Raw genomic sequence first — 15,426 nt, 5'->3', positions numbered from 1 at the left:
TTGGGCTGCTCAATGGCACTGGTCTTAATCGAACACAGCGAATACTGTATGCACATACAGCTATCGGAGTATTCCCATGCCAGCCTCCCTTCCACCGCGCGGCCGCGGCACCGCGACCAACCCGCACAACCGCTTCGCCCCGAGTCGCTCGGTGGCCGAAGATGACGGCTGGTACCAGGAAGTCCCGCCGACCCAAGGCACCGAGGTGCGCATCGAAACGGCGAAGACCATCATTACCCGCAACACCTCGTCCGATATTCCGTTCGACCGCTCGATCAACCCGTACCGAGGCTGTGAACACGGTTGCATCTACTGCTACGCACGGCCCAGCCATGCCTATTGGGACCTGTCGCCGGGGCTGGATTTCGAAACGAAGCTGATCGCCAAGACCAATGCCGCCGATGTGCTGGAAGAGCAATTGTCCCGGCGCGGTTATCAGTGCGCGCCGATCGCACTGGGTTCCAACACCGATCCCTATCAGCCTATCGAACGCGAACAGCGGATAACCCGCCGGATTCTCGAGGTGCTGCTGCGTTATCGGCATCCGGTGACCATCGTCACCAAGGGTTCGCTGATCCTGCGCGACCTGGACCTGCTGACCGAGCTGGCGCAACAGCGCCTGGTGCACGTGATGATCAGCCTCACCACCCTGGACGATGAACTCAAGCGCATTCTCGAACCCCGGGCGGCGGCGCCCAAGGCGCGGCTGCGGGCGATCAAGGTCATGCGCGAGGCGGGCATTGCCGTGGGGGTACTGTGTGCACCGATGATCCCGATGATCAACGACAGCGAGATCGAGAACCTGCTGGCCGAAGCCCACGCCGCCGGCGCGCAGAATGCCGCCTACGTCATGCTGCGCCTGCCGCTGGAAGTCGCGCCGCTGTTCGAGGAATGGTTGCAGGCGCACTACCCACAACGCGCCGCCCATGTGCTGAGCCTGGTGCGCCAGAGCCGCGGTGGCGAACTGTATGACAGCCGCTTCGGTGCGCGGATGCGCGGCGAAGGCCCGTTCGCCGACCTGCTGGCCCAGCGATTTGCCAAGGCACTCAAGCGCCTGGGGCTGGAGCGCCGTGACGGATACAATCTTGACTGCGATGCCTTCTGTCCGCCGGGCCGACAGATGTCGTTGATTTGATTAAAGTTGACCCTGTAAAGGCCACTGGACATGATCTGCGCCAGTGTTTCGCCACCCCTGGAATCGTTGTCCTAGAGCCTTCGATTTCAGTTTGAGTTAAGTTTCGGCCGCTACCTTGTTCAGCGAGTGACTGACGGGTCGAACATCTCGACCTGGATGTTTTTTAACCAGCCACTGGCGTCATACCGTCAAAGAGGATGAATCATGAGTGACAAGGATAAACAGCCGTTGGCTGCGTCGGCTTCAGCCCAACCCGAGGCGGAAACCGCCGATGCAGCGCTGCAGCATATTGTTGACGGCTTTTTGCATTTCCATCACGAGATCTTTCCGCAACAGGAAGAACTCTTCAAGAAACTCGCCACCGCCCAAGCGCCCCGGGCGATGTTCATCACCTGCGCCGATTCGCGCATCGTGCCCGAGTTGATCACCCATAGCTCCCCCGGCGACCTGTTCGTGACCCGCAACGTCGGCAACGTCGTGCCGCCTTATGGGCAAATGAACGGCGGCGTCTCCACCGCCATCGAATACGCCGTGCTGGCCCTCGGCGTGCAGCACATCATTGTCTGCGGCCATTCCGATTGCGGCGCCATGCGTGCGGTGCTCAACCCCGACACCCTGGAAAAAATGCCCACGGTAAAAGCCTGGCTGCGCCACGCCGAAGTGGCCAAGACCATGGTCCACGACAACTGTCCGTGCGGCGATGAAAAACAGACCATGCCCATCCTCACCGAAGAGAACGTGATCGCGCAATTGCAGCATTTGCGAACGCATCCCTCGGTCGCGTCGCGCATGGCCAGCGGTCAGTTGTTCATCCATGGCTGGGTGTACAACATCGAGACCAGCGAGATCAAAGCCTTTGACGCGGACCAGGGACGTTTCCTGCCGCTCGATGGCAGCCATCCGATACCGGTGGCGACGCCCAAAGCGCGCTTCTAACCACTCTTAAACTTGTGTGGTTCAAGCCTTGCCGCCATTTGCGCGGTAGGGCTTCGCCATGCCTGAAGAAAACTTCGGGAGAGTCGCCATGCGTGCTGCTCAATTAAAAGCTGTTCTGCCACGGGAGCTACTGGCTTCGGTGGTTGTGTTCCTGGTGGCGCTGCCCTTGTGCATGGGCATTGCCATCGCCTCCGGCCTGCCACCGGCCAAAGGCCTGATCACCGGCATCATCGGCGGTCTGGTAGTCGGTTTTCTGGCCGGCTCCAAGCTGCAAGTCAGCGGCCCGGCCGCCGGGTTGGCGGTGTTGGTCTTCGAACTGGTACGCCAGCATGGCGTGGCAATGCTCGGGCCGATCCTGTTGCTGGCCGGTCTTCTGCAATTGTTGGCCGGGCGTTTTCGCCTCGGTTGCTGGTTCCGGGTCACGGCGCCTGCGGTGGTGTACGGCATGCTGGCGGGTATCGGCGTGCTGATCGTGTTGTCCCAGGTCCATGTGATGCTCGACGCCGCGCCCAAGCCCTCAGGGCTGGATAACCTCGCGGCGTTCCCGGCGGCGGTGGCCCAGGCCTTGCCGTCCTTCGGCTGGCAGGCCGGCCTGCTCGGCCTGTCGACGATTGCGGTGATGTGGCTGTGGGAAAAATTTCGTCCCCACAGCCTGCGCTTCGTCCCTGGCGCCTTGCTGGGTGTCGGCTTGGCGACCGTCGCCAGCCTGCTGCTGGCCTTGCAGGTCAAGCGCGTGGAAGTGCCGGAGAACCTGGCCGAAGCTATTGATTGGCTGCGCCCGGCAGACCTGTTGAACCTGGCCGACCCGACGCTGCTGGTCGCCGCATTCGCGGTCGCCTTCATCGCCAGCGCCGAAACCCTGCTGTCGGCGGCCGCCGTCGATCGCATGCACAGTGGTGAGCGTGCGGACTTCGATCGGGAGCTGTCGGCGCAAGGGATCGGCAACATGCTCTGCGGCCTGCTCGGAGCCCTGCCGATGACCGGGGTGATCGTGCGCAGCTCGGCCAACGTCCAGGCCGGGGCCACCACGCGGATGTCGACGATTTTCCACGGCCTGTGGTTGTTGCTGTTCGTGCTGTTGCTGTCCAGCGTGCTGCAAAGCATTCCGGTGGCAAGCCTGGCGGGTGTGTTGGTCTACACCGGTTTCAAACTGGTGGACCTCAAGGCGTTTCGCAGCCTGGGTCGTTATGGCCGGATGCCGATGTTCACCTACGCCGCAACGGCGCTGGCGATCATCTTCACCGACCTGCTGACCGGTGTGCTGATCGGCTTCGGCCTGACCCTGGTGAAACTGGCCTGGAAAGCCTCGCGCCTGAAAATCAGCCTGATCGACCTGCCCCAGGAAGGCGAGATGGAACTGCGACTGGTCGGGGCGGCCACCTTCCTCAAGGTACCGGCGCTGACCCAGGTGCTGGGCACCATACCGACAGGCGCGACCGTGCATGTGCCGCTCAATAACCTGAGCTACATCGATCACTCCTGCCTGGAGTTGCTGGAAGAATGGGGCCGGGCGAACGCCAGCAAGGGTTCGAAGCTGCTGATCGAATCCCGTGGGCTCAAGCGCCGGCTGGAAGGGCGGTTGCGTACCACCGTGGGGGTTGGCGCAGCCTCTGCCTGACACCTCGCTCCCATAGGAGTTGGGTGTAGGGCACATGATTCATGAACACCACAGACCCAATGTGGGAGCGAGCTTGCTCGCGATAGCGATGTATCAGCCAACTGCGATGTTGCTGGTCCAATGCAATCGCGAGCAAGCTCGCTCCCACAGGGGTTGTGGTGTCGCGCATATGATTGATGAACACCACAGATTCAATGTGGGAGCGGGGTTGCTCGCGAAAGCGGTGGATCAGTTAGCTAAATGCTGCCTGACACTCCGCCTTCGCGAGCAAGCCCGCTCCCACAAGGGGTTTGCATTTCAACTCATCAAGCCGCCGGCTGATCCAGCTCCAGCCCAACGCCCAGCTGGCGTGACAGGCAAGGCCAGCGCTTCCAGGCTGCACCCGTGTCCGGGCTGCCGATTTTCTCGCGGTAAGACTCCACCGATTCCAGCGCAAAGCTGTCTTCGTCGAGCATTTCATCCACGGCGTGATGCACGGCTTCGTCCAACTGGTTGGCGAACGGCTCGCCGATCAGATGGTGAGCGATCAGGTTGGCGACGGTCATGTCCAACGGAATCAGCGGCTGGCTGAAGTGCTTGATGTACAGATCGTTGACCTCCTCCACCAGCCGGTGGGCCAGGTAGGCCTCGTCCAGCAGGCTGTCCAGGCCAACGTGGCCTTCCATCAACTTCGGTGGCTGAAGAAAAAACTGTTCGGCGATCTTCAGCACCGGCTTGATCTGCGATTCGATCCCGGCTTCGCGAGCCACCTCGTTGGCGGCGTCCAGCAGGTCCGGTACTTGCTCGATGTAAGCGGTGACAAAACGGGTCATGACGCCCTTCGCGTCGATGTCTGGCAATTGGATCGCGGCATGCAGGTGCGGCAGCTGGGCCTCCAGCTGGCGGGTCAATTGGCCGGTCTCGGCTTCGTGTTGTTGGGCTTTTTGGATCTGCTCGCGCAATGCGGCGGTGTTCATGACAACTCCAGGAAACAAGGCAATGAAATAGGGAAGACATAACTTAGCTGGCGCAAAAACACTCCTAAGACCTATTTTTCATAACCGCCTCATCCTTGCTGCGCCACAGTTATATCGGTTTGCCATCACTCAGTTCGCATCCTTCTCCATTCGTGGGCTCTAGCGCAAGCCCCGGCTGTTTCAAACGATTTACGCCATCGCGTTGCGAGGTTGCAGGTGCTGTCTATACTCGGTTTGGAATGGAGTTAGCTGATGACACCCGATTGCATGTGCAGCAAGGCGCGGCGAGTCAATTAAGCAGTCTGAATAGCCGATCCCTTGCCGCAGGCTTTACGCCTACGGGATAACAAGAACGATAAGGGGAACCCGCAATGACGCGACATCCACACGTATGGATGGGCCTCCTGTTGTGGTCGATTTTCAGCCAGGCACAAGCGGCCTGGACTGTGAATATGGCGCCTGGAGCGACACAGATCAGCAACGCAGTATTCGACCTGCACATGACCATCTTCTGGATTTGTGTGGTCATCGGCATCATCGTCTTCGGCGCCATGTTCTGGTCGATGATGATGCACCGCCGTTCAACCGGCCAGAATGCTGCGCATTTCCACGAAAACACCCGCGTCGAAATTCTCTGGACCATCGTGCCCTTCCTGATCCTGGTGCTAATGGCGATTCCCGCCACCGCCACCCTGATCAAGATGTACGACTCCAGCGAGTCGGACATCGATATCCAGATCACCGGCTATCAATGGAAGTGGCACTACAAGTACCTGGGCCAGGACGTCGAGTTCTTCAGCAACCTGGCGACCCCCGCCGAACAGATCCATAACCAGAGCGCCAAGGGCGAGCATTACCTGCTGGAGGTCGACAAGCCGCTGGTGCTGCCGGTCGATGCCAAGGTGCGCTTTCTGGTGACCTCCGCCGACGTGATCCACTCCTGGTGGGTGCCGGCCTTCGCGGTCAAGCGCGATGCGATCCCCGGGTTCGTCAACGAAGCCTGGACCCGTGTCGACAAGCCCGGCCTGTACCGCGGCCAATGCGCCGAGCTGTGCGGCAAGGACCACGGCTTCATGCCGATCGTGGTGGAGGTCAAGAGCAAGCCCGACTACGAAAAATGGCTGGGCGAACGCAAGGCCGAGGCCGCGCAGCTTAAGGAATTGACCAGCAAGGAATGGACGCGCGAAGAACTCGTTGAGCGTGGTGACAAGGTCTACCACACCACCTGCGTAGCCTGTCACCAGGCCGAAGGCCAGGGCTTGCCGCCGATGTTCCCGGCGCTCAAGGGCTCGAAAATCGCCACCGGGCCGATCAAGGATCACCTGAACATTGTCTTCCACGGCAAACCCGGCACCTCCATGGCCGCGTTCGGCAAGCAGCTGTCGGAAGTCGATATCGCCGCGGTCGTGACCTATGAACGCAACGCCTGGGGCAACAACAAGGGCGACATGGTGACGCCTAAAGAAGTGCTGGAACTCAAACAGGCGGACAGCCAATGAGCCGGCCTGACGTTTGTTCCCGTAACCGGTCGGGGCTCACCGCCCCGCACCGTCCAGCCCACTCGTTCGAAGGAGACAGGACATGAGTGCTGTGATCGATGACCACGGTCATGCCGGTGCCGACCACGCCCATGGCCCCGCCAAGGGCCTGATGCGCTGGGTACTGACCACCAACCACAAGGATATCGGCACGCTGTACCTGTGGTTCGCCTTCTCCATGTTCCTGCTGGGCGGCTCGTTCGCCATGGTAATCCGCGCCGAGCTGTTCCAGCCCGGCCTGCAGATCGTCCAGCCGGAATTCTTCAACCAGATGACCACCATGCATGGCCTGGTGATGGTCTTCGGCGCGGTGATGCCGGCCTTCGTCGGCCTTGCCAACTGGATGATCCCGTTGATGATCGGCGCGCCGGACATGGCCCTGCCGCGCATGAACAACTTCAGCTTCTGGCTGTTGCCGGCGGCATTCCTGATGTTGGTCTCGACGCTGTTCACCCCGGGTGGCGGGCCGAACTTCGGCTGGACCTTCTATGCGCCGCTGTCCACCACCTATGCGCCGGAAAGCGTGACGTTCTTCATCTTTGCCATCCACCTGATGGGCATCAGCTCGATCATGGGCGCGATCAACGTGGTCGCCACCATCCTCAACCTGCGCGCCCCCGGCATGACGTTGATGAAAATGCCGCTGTTCGTCTGGACCTGGCTGATCACCGCGTTCCTGCTGATCGCCGTGATGCCGGTGCTGGCCGGCTGCGTGACGATGATGCTGATGGACATCCATTTCGGCACCAGCTTCTTCAGTGCCGCCGGTGGCGGTGACCCGGTGCTGTTCCAGCACGTGTTCTGGTTCTTCGGCCACCCCGAGGTGTACATCATGATCCTGCCGGCCTTCGGTGCCGTCAGCTCGATCATCCCGGCGTTCTCGCGCAAGCCGTTGTTCGGCTACACCTCGATGGTCTATGCCACGGCCGCCATTGCGTTCCTGTCGTTCATCGTCTGGGCGCACCACATGTTCGTGGTGGGCATTCCGCTGGTGGGCGAACTGTTCTTCATGTACGCCACCCTGCTGATCGCCGTGCCCACCGGAGTGAAGGTGTTCAACTGGGCGAGCACCATGTGGCAAGGCTCGCTGACCTTCGAGACACCGATGCTGTTTGCCGTGGCGTTCGTGATCCTGTTTTCCATCGGTGGGTTCTCCGGGTTGATGCTGGCCATCGCCCCGGCGGACTTCCAGTACCAGGACACCTACTTCGTGGTCGCGCACTTCCACTATGTGCTGGTGCCCGGCGCGATCTTCGGGATCTTCGCCTCGGCCTACTACTGGCTGCCGAAATGGACCGGCCACATGTACGACGAAACCCTCGGCAAGCTGCACTTCTGGCTGTCGTTCATCGGCATGAACCTGGCGTTCTTCCCGATGCACTTCGTCGGCCTGGCGGGCATGCCCCGGCGGATTCCCGACTACAACCTGCAGTTCGCCGACTTCAACATGGTCTCGTCCATCGGCGCGTTCATGTTCGGCACCACGCAGATCTTCTTCCTGTTCATCGTGATCAAGACCATCCGTGGCGGCGAGCCGGCACCGGCCAAGCCATGGGATGGGGCCGAAGGGTTGGAGTGGAGCGTGCCGTCGCCGGCGCCGTATCACACCTTTACTACGCCGCCGGAAGTGAAATAGATGACACCGGGGCCTTGTGTGGGAGCGAGCTTGCTCGCGATAGCGGCGACTCGGTGTGTCAGACACACCGCTATCGCGAGCAAGCTCGCTCCCACAGGGTTCTGGGTAGGGATTGGAAACCATGGCTGATTCGATTTCGCTGAAGAAGCTGGTCACTCGCCTGCTGATAGTGGTGGTGGCGATGTTCATCTTCGGGTTTGCCCTGGTGCCGATCTACGACGTGATGTGCAAGGCGTTCGGCATCAACGGCAAGACCGGCGGGCAGTACCAAGGCGAGCAGACCGTCGATGAATCACGCCAGGTCCGCGTGCAGTTCCTGTCGACCAATTCGGTGGACATGGTCTGGGACTTCTACCCCAAGGGCGATGAGCTGGTGGTCAAGCCCGGGGCGGTCAACGAGATGGTGTTCGTCGCCCACAACCCCACCGACCGGCCGATGAGCGCCCAAGCAGTGCCGAGCATCTCGCCGAGCAACGCGGCGGCGTATTTCCACAAGACCGAATGTTTTTGTTTTACCCAGCAAGTGCTGCAACCCGGCGAACGCATCGAAATGCCCATGCGCTTCATCGTTGACCGGGACATGCCCAAGGAAGTGAAGCATCTGACGCTGTCCTACACGCTGTTCGACATCACCGCTCGTCATCCACCGGTGGCTCTAAACACTGACCGATAGCGTGCCCGATAAGGAGAACAATAAATGGCAACTCACGAACACTATTACGTTCCGGCCCAGAGCAAATGGCCGATCATCGCCACGGTCGGGATGTTCGTCACGGTGTATGGCCTGGCAACCTGGTTCAACGACCTGAAGGCGGCGCGCCCGGATTCCCACGGCCCGCTGATCTTCTTCGTCGGCGGCCTGCTGGTGGCCTACATGCTGTTCGGCTGGTTCGGCGCGGTGATCAAGGAAAGCCGCGCCGGGCTGTACAGCGCACAGCTCGACCGCTCGTTCCGCTGGGGCATGAGCTGGTTCATCTTTTCCGAAGTGATGTTCTTCATCGCCTTCTTCGGTGCGCTGTTCTATGTGCGCACGATCTCGGCGCCGGGCCTGGCGGGGGAAGGCAGCAAGGGTTTGTCGGAGATGCTCTGGCCGAACTTCGAATACGTCTGGCCGTTGTTGAACAACCCCGATCCCAAGCTGTTCCCACCGCCCAAGGATGTGATCAGCCCGTGGGGGTTGCCGCTGCTCAACACCATCCTGCTGGTCAGTTCCAGCGTCACCGTGACCATCGCCCACCATGCCCTGAAAAAAGGCCATCGCGGCGCGCTGAAAATCTGGCTGGCGATCACGGTGCTGCTGGGTTGCGCCTTCCTGGGCTTCCAGGCCGAGGAATACATCCACGCCTATAAAGAACTGGGCCTGACGTTGGGCTCGGGCATCTACGGCGCGACGTTCTTCATGCTCACCGGGTTCCACGGCGCCCACGTCACCATCGGCACGATCATTTTGTTCGTGATGCTGATGCGCATCATGCGCGGGCATTTCGACAACGAGCATCAGTTCGGCTTCGAGGCCGCGAGCTGGTACTGGCACTTCGTCGATGTGGTGTGGATCGGCTTGTTCTTCTTCGTCTACATCCTCTGAGGCAGCCGTTACCAGGGCGCTTGGGACACCAACTGGCCGCTGAAAAAACCCCAGGCGATCAAGCCGACGGTGGCGGCGGCCAGACTGACCCGAATCGCCAGGGCGATGACCAGGCGATTGGAACTGCTGTCGTCCTTGACCAGAAAAAACAGGCCGCTGAACAGGCTGGCAACCGTGGCAATCAGCATCAGGACGATGGCTGCTTTTAGCATTAGGGACACTCCGGGGGGACGCGATGCACGTGAGTATAGCTATCCCGTTCGATGGCTTTCGGACGGCGCCATGAAAGGTTTCCGGCCAGGCATCGTGCCGTCATTGGTGGTGGCCGTGCTGGTGCCGGTGATGGTGTGCCTGGGGTTCTGGCAATTGAGCCGGGGCGAACAGAAGCGTGTACTCATGGACACTTACGCCGAGCGCCGCGTGGCGTCGCCGATGGACAGCACCGAGCTGGCGCACACCGCCGATCCGGCGTTTCGGCCGGTCACGCTGCAGGGCCAGTTCGACGCCGAGCACAGCCTCCTGCTGGACAACCGCCAACACGACGGCAAGGTTGGCGTCGAGTTGCTGCAACCGTTCCTCGACCACCGCACCGGGCTCTGGCTGCTGGTCAATCGCGGCTGGCTGCCTTGGCCCGACCGACGCACTCCACCGGTCTTCAACACACCGGAACAACCCGTAAGCCTCCAGGCCTGGGTCTATGTCGCCCCCGGCGCGACGTTCCAGCTCCACGCCGACCCGGCGAGCGCCCCCTGGCCGCGACTGGTCACCGCCATCGAGCCGGACAAGCTCTGGGCCGAACTGGACCGCAACGGCTTCAACTATGAATTACGCCAACAAAGCGGCCCTGGCGCCTACCGGACCGATTGGCCGGTGGTGGCCATGGGCCCGGAAAAACACCTCGGCTATGCCGTGCAGTGGTTCGCCATGGCGGCGGCACTGTTCGGCCTGTTCCTTTATCTCGGATGGCACAACGCAGGGAGACACCATGGGAAGCACCATGAATCCAACCAACACGTCTGAGGCGCCCGTGACACCCAACCGTCGCAAGGGCCGCGTGCAATTGCTGTTGATCGTGCTCGGGGTGATCGGCCCGATGATCCTGGCCACCGGCATGTACAAGTTCCAGTTCTGGGTGCCTGACAGCCGCAGCTACCACGGTGAGCTGATCGGCAACGGCCAGACCCGCGCCGAGATTGGCGTGCAGGCCGATGAGCAGCGCTGGCAGATCCTGGTCACGGCGCCACAGGAATGTTCGGTGGATTGCCGGCAACTGGTGTACCTGGCCCGCCAGGTGCAGATCGGCCTGGGCCGCGAAGCCGGCCGCGCCAGCCATGCCCTGGCGATCGCACAACCGCTGGACGCCGAGTATGACGCCCAACTGCAGCGCGAATACCCACAACTGCAACGTTATCCACTGGACCTGCCGGCCTATCAGAAAGGCGCCCAGGGCTCCGGCGGCGCCCAACTGTGGATCATCGACCCCCACAGCAACCTGGTGCTGCGCTACGACGCCCGGGTCAAGGGCAAGGACTTGCTCAACGACCTGCGCCACCTGCTGAAACTGTCGAACATCGGATGAGGGCATCGACATGGCCAAACCTGGATTTCGCCTCGCGCTGTTTGCCACGTTGCTGGCATTGATCGTCGTCCTGCTGGGCGCCTACACCCGGCTCACCCACGCCGGCCTCGGTTGCCCGGACTGGCCCGGTTGCTACGGGTTCATCAGCGTGCCCAAGAGCGAAGCCCAACTGGCCCATGCCGAACTGCACTTCCCCGACGCCCCGGTGGAGGCCCACAAAGGCTGGAACGAGATGGTCCACCGCTACTTCGCCGGCGCCCTGGGGCTAATGATTACCGTACTGGCCGCCCGGGCCTGGATGAACCGTCGCCACCCCGGCCTGCCGTTGAAACTGCCGCTGTTCCTACTGGCCGTGGTCTTCGCGCAAGCGGCGTTCGGCATGTGGACCGTGACCCTCAAGCTCTGGCCGCAGGTGGTCACCGGGCATTTGCTGGGTGGGTTCGCGACCTTGAGCCTGCTGTTTCTGCTGACCTTGAGATTGTCCGGCGTGCTGCCGGCGCTGACCGTGCCCAAGCGCCTGCAACACTGGGCCACGGCCGGGCTGCTGCTGGTGATCGGCCAGATCGCCCTGGGCGGCTGGGTCAGCTCCAATTACGCGGCGGTGGCCTGCATCGACTTCCCCACCTGCCACGGCCAATGGCTGCCACCCGCCGATTTTGCCAACGGCTTCCATCTGACCCAGCACATCGGCCCCAACTACCTGGGCGGGCAACTGGACAGCGACGCCCGCACCGCCATCCACCTGACCCACCGCATCGGCGCCTTGCTGGTGACCGTGGTGCTGCTGGGGCTGGCCTGGCAATTGAAGACCGTCGGCATGACCCGGCTGGCCGGGCTGGTGCTGACTGCCCTGGCGGCGCAGATCACCTTGGGCATCAGCAACGTGCTGTTCCACCTGCCGTTGCCGGTGGCCGTCGCCCACAACGCCGGGGGCGCCGCGTTACTGCTGACCCTGGTATTGGTCAACTATCACGCCCGGACCAGCCTGGTCCGGGTCAAGCATCAGGTCCCGCTGCGCTGGCGGTTCAACCCGCATAAACACAGCGTCAGCCCCATAACAATAAAAGGAGAGATGCCATGGCAACCTTGACCGGTGAACGCCACAACCAGGCGATCTGGCGCGACTATCTGGAGCTGACCAAGCCGAAAGTGGTGGTGCTGATGCTGATCACCTCCCTGGTAGGCATGTTCCTCGCCACCCGTGCCGGCGTGCCGTGGACGGTCCTGGTGTTCGGTAACCTGGGCATCGCCCTGTGTGCCGGCGGCGCGGCGGCGGTCAACCATGTGGTGGACCGCCGCATCGACGCGGTCATGGCCCGCACCCACAAGCGGCCGTTGGCCGAGGGCAGGGTCTCGCCGGCCGCCGCCCTGACCTTCGCCTTGGCGCTGGCCGTGGCCGGCCAAGCCTTGCTGCTGGCCTTCACCAACCCGCTGACCGCCTGGCTGACCCTGGCCTCGTTGCTGGGCTATGCGGTGGTCTACACCGGTTTCCTGAAACGGGCAACGCCGCAAAACATCGTCATCGGCGGCCTGGCCGGCGCGGCGCCACCGCTGCTGGGCTGGGTGGCTGCCACCGGTCATGTCAGCGCCGAACCGCTGCTGCTGGTGCTGATCATCTTCGCCTGGACCCCGCCACACTTCTGGGCGCTGGCGATTCACCGCAAAGAGGAATACGCCAAGGCCGACATCCCCATGCTGCCGGTGACCCACGGCGAGCACTACACCAAGATCCATATCCTGCTCTACACCCTGGTGCTGCTGGCGGTGAGCCTGATGCCGTTCGTGATCCACATGAGCGGGATGCTCTACCTGGTGTGCGCGCTGGTGCTCGGTGCCAGGTTCCTGCAATGGGCCGTGGTGTTGTACCGTGGCAGTCGGCCGCACGCGGCGATCAACACGTTCAAGTACTCTATCTGGTACTTGTTCCTGCTGTTCATCGCCCTGCTTGTAGATCATTACTTACTGTTGAGCCTATGACTCGAACCCAGAAAACCGTCTTCATTCTCGTGGCCGTGATCGCGCTGATCCTCGGCCTGACCATCAACAAAGTGCTGTCCGGCAAAGGCCAGGGCGACCCGACCGCGCTGATCGATGCCGGCATCATCCTGCTGCCCCAGAGCCGCAACCTGCCGGACGTGAAAATGACCGACCAGGACGGCCAGCCCGTAGCGATGGACGGCTTGAAAGACAAATGGAGCCTGCTGTTCTTCGGCTACACCTTCTGCCCGGACATCTGCCCGACCACCCTCGCCCAACTGCGCCAGATCAAAAGCGAACTGCCGCCCGAGGCTGTGGATAAGTTGCAGATCGTGCTGGTGAGCGTCGACCCGAACCGCGACACACCCAAGCAACTCAAGCAGTACCTGGGTTACTTCGATCCGCAGTTCAAAGGCCTGACCGCTTCATCGGTTGAAGACCTGCAGAAACTGGCGAATGCGGTGAGCATTCCGTTCATTCCGGCGGATACCAGCAAGCCCAACTACACGGTTGATCACAGCGGTAACCTCGCGGTCATTGGGCCGGACGGTACTCAACGCGGGTTTATTCGTGCGCCGTTGAATAATCAAAAACTGGTGGCGCAGTTGCCGGAGATGCTCAAGCGTAAATAAGGCCAAGGCGAGACCCCTGCGGAATACAGTATCTGCAACACCCCGATCCCCTGTGGGAGCGAGCTTGCTCGCGATGACGCCCGCCCAGACACCCCCATGGCGAGGGAGCTTGCTCCCGCTCGGCTGCGCAGCAGTCGCAAAACCGGACGATGCGGTTTGCCTGAAGAAATGCAGGGGGCCTGCTGCGCAGGCCAGCGGGAGCAAGCTCCCTCGCCACAGGGGTTTGTGTCGAACCGAATATCCAGCCCAACGCAGCCCCCTGTGGGAGAGCGGGCTTGCTCTATCGAGGCGTCATGTGGCACAGGGTATTCATCAGTTGATTGAGCTGAGTTCGTTGCTGGCGAATCGAGTGTTGGATAACGTGAAGCCGCGGCAATAGTATTTATTCTCCAACGAAAAACCTGACGTGTTGCGTCAGGTTTTGGTTTTCCATGGAGGCAGACGAATCCAGTTGAGAATAATATGAAAGTTCGAAAAGCCTTACTCACCGATGCAGAATCGGTGTCCAAACTTCTGAACCAGTTAGGCTACCAAGCCTCGCCAAAGCTAGTCCGAGATAAGCTTGAAGCTTTAGAACTCAGCGCTCGCGATACCGTGCTGCTGGCACAGGAAGGTAAAAATATTATCGGTGTTATAAGTTTGCATGTGCTTGAGCTGTTTCATCAGCCCGGTAGGCTCGGACGCATTACCTCCCTTGTCATTGATGATGACTTCCGAGGACAAGGAGTTGGGGCAATGCTGGTTTCTGCTGCGGATGCGTTTTTTTTAGAGCAACTTTGCGTCCGGGCTGAAGTGACTAGCAGCGACCACCGAATACAGGCTCACACTTTTTATCAGCAGCAAGGTTACGCGGTCGACGAGCGTCGGTTTGTCAAACGGTATGGCTCTTTGGGGCATAGCGGAAACGGGGACAGATCACGATTATGAGACGGTCCGATTACAGGTGAATGAGAAAAGGAGAAAAGGGGACAGATTTATTTCCAGCAAATGATTCTGTCCCCTTTTCAGTCAACGCAGGATGCACCGACCGCTGTCGCCCGGCGTAACTGCCACACGACATTCCCCGCCGTAATCACCGCTGCAGGCGACATTGGACAGTTGCTCGCGGCCAGCGCCTCTGCGACCCAGGTATTGCAGGTATAAAACAGCGAATAGCGACCCTCAGCCTGGTAGAACCGGCTCTCTCCATACAGGCCAGGCCCGAGCACTACCAAGGTGCCCGTCGCTGAGCGGGTGAAGGTCCCGGCCACGAACGCGAGCAGTCGTTGGTAGCTGTCCTCCGTCACCCGCACTTCGATGACCTCGCTTGTGGCGAAACGCCGCCTGGGGTCCCCGTCAATCTTGATCGCATGCAGCACGGTTGCCGTCGACCCGAACAAGGCTCGCAAGGCGAGGCTCAAGGTGGCCTGTGGGGCTCGATAAAAATCCTCGTCGCCCCAACCGAACTCAACGAAGTCGCCGTCGCTGAACGCTTCGGCCAATGCGGGAAGCACCTGAAGTAGATCGGGGCGCGCAATGACCAACCCGGTATGCAGGCCATGATTCACTACATAGAAGGACCGCCAATCGCCACCCTCGCCCCTCGGCGGGTCCGACGCGGTAGCGCAGCCGAACAGCATGAGGACCAGGGCCAGCACTACAATGCGCATACACAAGGGCTCGGTGGCTCGCTAACGAAACGTGGGAAAACCCGGCGGGGGTTGGCGCTATATCTCGGCCAGAAGCAACCATGGCGCTTAGGCACCCAAAGCAGCAATACGCACAAGATATCTCAGAGACCAAGCCTAGCATTCAGAGCTTGGGGCACTCGCCAACGCTCCCCCCTTTTCAAATC

General features: G+C 61.2%; 16 protein-coding genes and 1 pseudogene. 14 read left to right on the top strand and 3 right to left on the bottom strand.

The features are described from left to right. Positions 1-76 precede the first annotated feature (76 nt). From PSH84_RS00500 to PSH84_RS00490, 3 genes are all read left to right on the top strand, one after another. Complete coding sequence (locus tag PSH84_RS00500; RefSeq protein WP_122567772.1) at positions 77-1,135, top strand: PA0069 family radical SAM protein; 1,059 nt, start codon at positions 77-79, stop codon at positions 1,133-1,135. A 204-nt stretch (positions 1,136-1,339) separates the two neighbouring features. Beyond that, the gene (locus PSH84_RS00495) at positions 1,340-2,071 is read left to right on the top strand and encodes a carbonic anhydrase (protein WP_060739823.1); all 732 of its coding nucleotides are present in this window, start codon (positions 1,340-1,342) and stop codon (positions 2,069-2,071) included. Between the two features lie 88 nt (positions 2,072-2,159). Further along, complete coding sequence (locus tag PSH84_RS00490) at positions 2,160-3,689, top strand: SulP family inorganic anion transporter (protein ID WP_122567771.1); 1,530 nt, start codon at positions 2,160-2,162, stop codon at positions 3,687-3,689. Positions 3,690-3,994: 305 nt separating this feature from the next. Here PSH84_RS00490 and PSH84_RS00485 read toward each other — a convergent pair whose 3' ends face one another. Beyond that, positions 3,995-4,645, bottom strand: a complete 651-nt coding sequence (locus PSH84_RS00485; RefSeq protein ID WP_122567770.1) for a hypothetical protein — start codon at positions 4,643-4,645, stop codon at positions 3,995-3,997. Positions 4,646-5,016: 371 nt separating this feature from the next. Here PSH84_RS00485 and coxB point away from each other — a divergent pair, with 371 nt between their 5' ends. The 4 genes from coxB to PSH84_RS00465 all read left to right on the top strand — a co-directional run bounded on the left by coxB (position 5,017) and on the right by PSH84_RS00465 (position 9,404). Further along, on the top strand, positions 5,017-6,144 hold the full coding sequence (gene coxB, locus PSH84_RS00480; RefSeq protein ID WP_122567769.1) for a cytochrome c oxidase subunit II: 1,128 nt from the start codon (positions 5,017-5,019) through the stop codon (positions 6,142-6,144). Positions 6,145-6,226: 82 nt separating this feature from the next. Continuing rightward, complete coding sequence (gene ctaD, locus PSH84_RS00475; protein ID WP_092167716.1) at positions 6,227-7,819, top strand: cytochrome c oxidase subunit I; 1,593 nt, start codon at positions 6,227-6,229, stop codon at positions 7,817-7,819. A gap of 121 nt (positions 7,820-7,940) precedes the next feature. After that, a complete protein-coding gene (locus tag PSH84_RS00470; protein ID WP_122567768.1) occupies positions 7,941-8,492 on the top strand; it encodes a cytochrome c oxidase assembly protein in 552 nt (183 codons plus the stop codon). A 24-nt stretch (positions 8,493-8,516) separates the two neighbouring features. Next, positions 8,517-9,404: a cytochrome c oxidase subunit 3 gene (locus tag PSH84_RS00465; RefSeq protein WP_072411165.1), complete on the top strand. Its 888-nt coding sequence runs from the start codon at positions 8,517-8,519 to the stop codon at positions 9,402-9,404. Between the two features lie 8 nt (positions 9,405-9,412). Here the strand turns inward: PSH84_RS00465 and PSH84_RS00460 are convergent, their stop codons facing one another. Further along, entirely contained in the window at positions 9,413-9,616 is a 204-nt protein-coding gene (locus PSH84_RS00460; protein WP_122567766.1) for a twin transmembrane helix small protein, read from the bottom strand. Positions 9,617-9,686: 70 nt separating this feature from the next. Here PSH84_RS00460 and PSH84_RS00455 point away from each other — a divergent pair, with 70 nt between their 5' ends. From PSH84_RS00455 to PSH84_RS00430, 7 genes and pseudogenes are all read left to right on the top strand, one after another. Beyond that, positions 9,687-10,424 carry an SURF1 family protein gene (locus PSH84_RS00455; RefSeq protein WP_305469025.1) on the top strand — a complete coding sequence of 246 codons (738 nt, stop codon included), beginning with the start codon at positions 9,687-9,689 and terminating at the stop codon, positions 10,422-10,424. Next, a complete protein-coding gene (locus PSH84_RS00450; RefSeq protein ID WP_122567764.1) occupies positions 10,390-10,983 on the top strand; it encodes a PA_0111/PP_0108 family redox-active disulfide protein in 594 nt (197 codons plus the stop codon). The genes PSH84_RS00455 and PSH84_RS00450 overlap by 35 nt, the downstream gene beginning before the upstream one ends. A gap of 10 nt (positions 10,984-10,993) precedes the next feature. After that, complete coding sequence (locus PSH84_RS00445) at positions 10,994-12,073, top strand: COX15/CtaA family protein (RefSeq protein WP_305482128.1); 1,080 nt, start codon at positions 10,994-10,996, stop codon at positions 12,071-12,073. Then, positions 12,061-12,960 (top strand): heme o synthase, encoded by a 900-nt coding sequence (gene cyoE, locus PSH84_RS00440; protein WP_122567762.1) that lies wholly within the window; start codon positions 12,061-12,063, stop codon positions 12,958-12,960. Before PSH84_RS00445 ends, cyoE begins: the two co-directional genes overlap by 13 nt. Next, positions 12,957-13,592 carry an SCO family protein gene (locus PSH84_RS00435; protein WP_109752904.1) on the top strand — a complete coding sequence of 212 codons (636 nt, stop codon included), beginning with the start codon at positions 12,957-12,959 and terminating at the stop codon, positions 13,590-13,592. The genes cyoE and PSH84_RS00435 overlap by 4 nt, the downstream gene beginning before the upstream one ends. A gap of 286 nt (positions 13,593-13,878) precedes the next feature. Next, positions 13,879-13,971: pseudogene (locus PSH84_RS28840) on the top strand (DUF6124 family protein); the annotation flags it as partial. A gap of 83 nt (positions 13,972-14,054) precedes the next feature. Next, complete coding sequence (locus tag PSH84_RS00430) at positions 14,055-14,519, top strand: GNAT family N-acetyltransferase (protein WP_305482127.1); 465 nt, start codon at positions 14,055-14,057, stop codon at positions 14,517-14,519. 77 nt (positions 14,520-14,596) lie between these two features. On the opposite strand, the gene PSH84_RS00425 is transcribed toward PSH84_RS00430, so the two are convergent. Next, entirely contained in the window at positions 14,597-15,241 is a 645-nt protein-coding gene (locus PSH84_RS00425) for a DUF2459 domain-containing protein (protein ID WP_305482126.1), read from the bottom strand. Positions 15,242-15,426: the final 185 nt, after the last annotated feature.

The sequence above is a fragment of the Pseudomonas beijingensis genome (genome assembly GCF_030687295.1).
GTDB lineage: Bacteria > Pseudomonadota > Gammaproteobacteria > Pseudomonadales > Pseudomonadaceae > Aquipseudomonas > Aquipseudomonas beijingensis.
Note: the sequence above shows the minus strand (reverse complement) of the source record. Positions and strands in the feature narration are given on the sequence as shown.

Bases quoted from the DNA above. Each gene is read 5' to 3' on its own strand.
- PSH84_RS00500 (WP_122567772.1), top strand. From the start codon at position 77: ATGCCAGCCTCCCTTCCACCGCGCGGCCGCGGCACCGCGACCAACCCG.
- PSH84_RS00495 (WP_060739823.1), top strand. From the start codon at position 1,340: ATGAGTGACAAGGATAAACAGCCGTTGGCTGCGTCGGCTTCAGCCCAA.
- PSH84_RS00490 (WP_122567771.1), top strand. From the start codon at position 2,160: ATGCGTGCTGCTCAATTAAAAGCTGTTCTGCCACGGGAGCTACTGGCT.
- PSH84_RS00485 (WP_122567770.1), bottom strand. From the start codon at position 4,645: ATGAACACCGCCGCATTGCGCGAGCAGATCCAAAAAGCCCAACAACAC.
- coxB (WP_122567769.1), top strand. From the start codon at position 5,017: ATGACGCGACATCCACACGTATGGATGGGCCTCCTGTTGTGGTCGATT.
- ctaD (WP_092167716.1), top strand. From the start codon at position 6,227: ATGAGTGCTGTGATCGATGACCACGGTCATGCCGGTGCCGACCACGCC.
- PSH84_RS00470 (WP_122567768.1), top strand. From the start codon at position 7,941: ATGGCTGATTCGATTTCGCTGAAGAAGCTGGTCACTCGCCTGCTGATA.
- PSH84_RS00465 (WP_072411165.1), top strand. From the start codon at position 8,517: ATGGCAACTCACGAACACTATTACGTTCCGGCCCAGAGCAAATGGCCG.
- PSH84_RS00460 (WP_122567766.1), bottom strand. From the start codon at position 9,616: ATGCTAAAAGCAGCCATCGTCCTGATGCTGATTGCCACGGTTGCCAGC.
- PSH84_RS00455 (WP_305469025.1), top strand. From the start codon at position 9,687: ATGAAAGGTTTCCGGCCAGGCATCGTGCCGTCATTGGTGGTGGCCGTG.
- PSH84_RS00450 (WP_122567764.1), top strand. From the start codon at position 10,390: ATGGGAAGCACCATGAATCCAACCAACACGTCTGAGGCGCCCGTGACA.
- PSH84_RS00445 (WP_305482128.1), top strand. From the start codon at position 10,994: ATGGCCAAACCTGGATTTCGCCTCGCGCTGTTTGCCACGTTGCTGGCA.
- cyoE (WP_122567762.1), top strand. From the start codon at position 12,061: ATGGCAACCTTGACCGGTGAACGCCACAACCAGGCGATCTGGCGCGAC.
- PSH84_RS00435 (WP_109752904.1), top strand. From the start codon at position 12,957: ATGACTCGAACCCAGAAAACCGTCTTCATTCTCGTGGCCGTGATCGCG.
- PSH84_RS00430 (WP_305482127.1), top strand. From the start codon at position 14,055: ATGAAAGTTCGAAAAGCCTTACTCACCGATGCAGAATCGGTGTCCAAA.
- PSH84_RS00425 (WP_305482126.1), bottom strand. From the start codon at position 15,241: ATGCGCATTGTAGTGCTGGCCCTGGTCCTCATGCTGTTCGGCTGCGCT.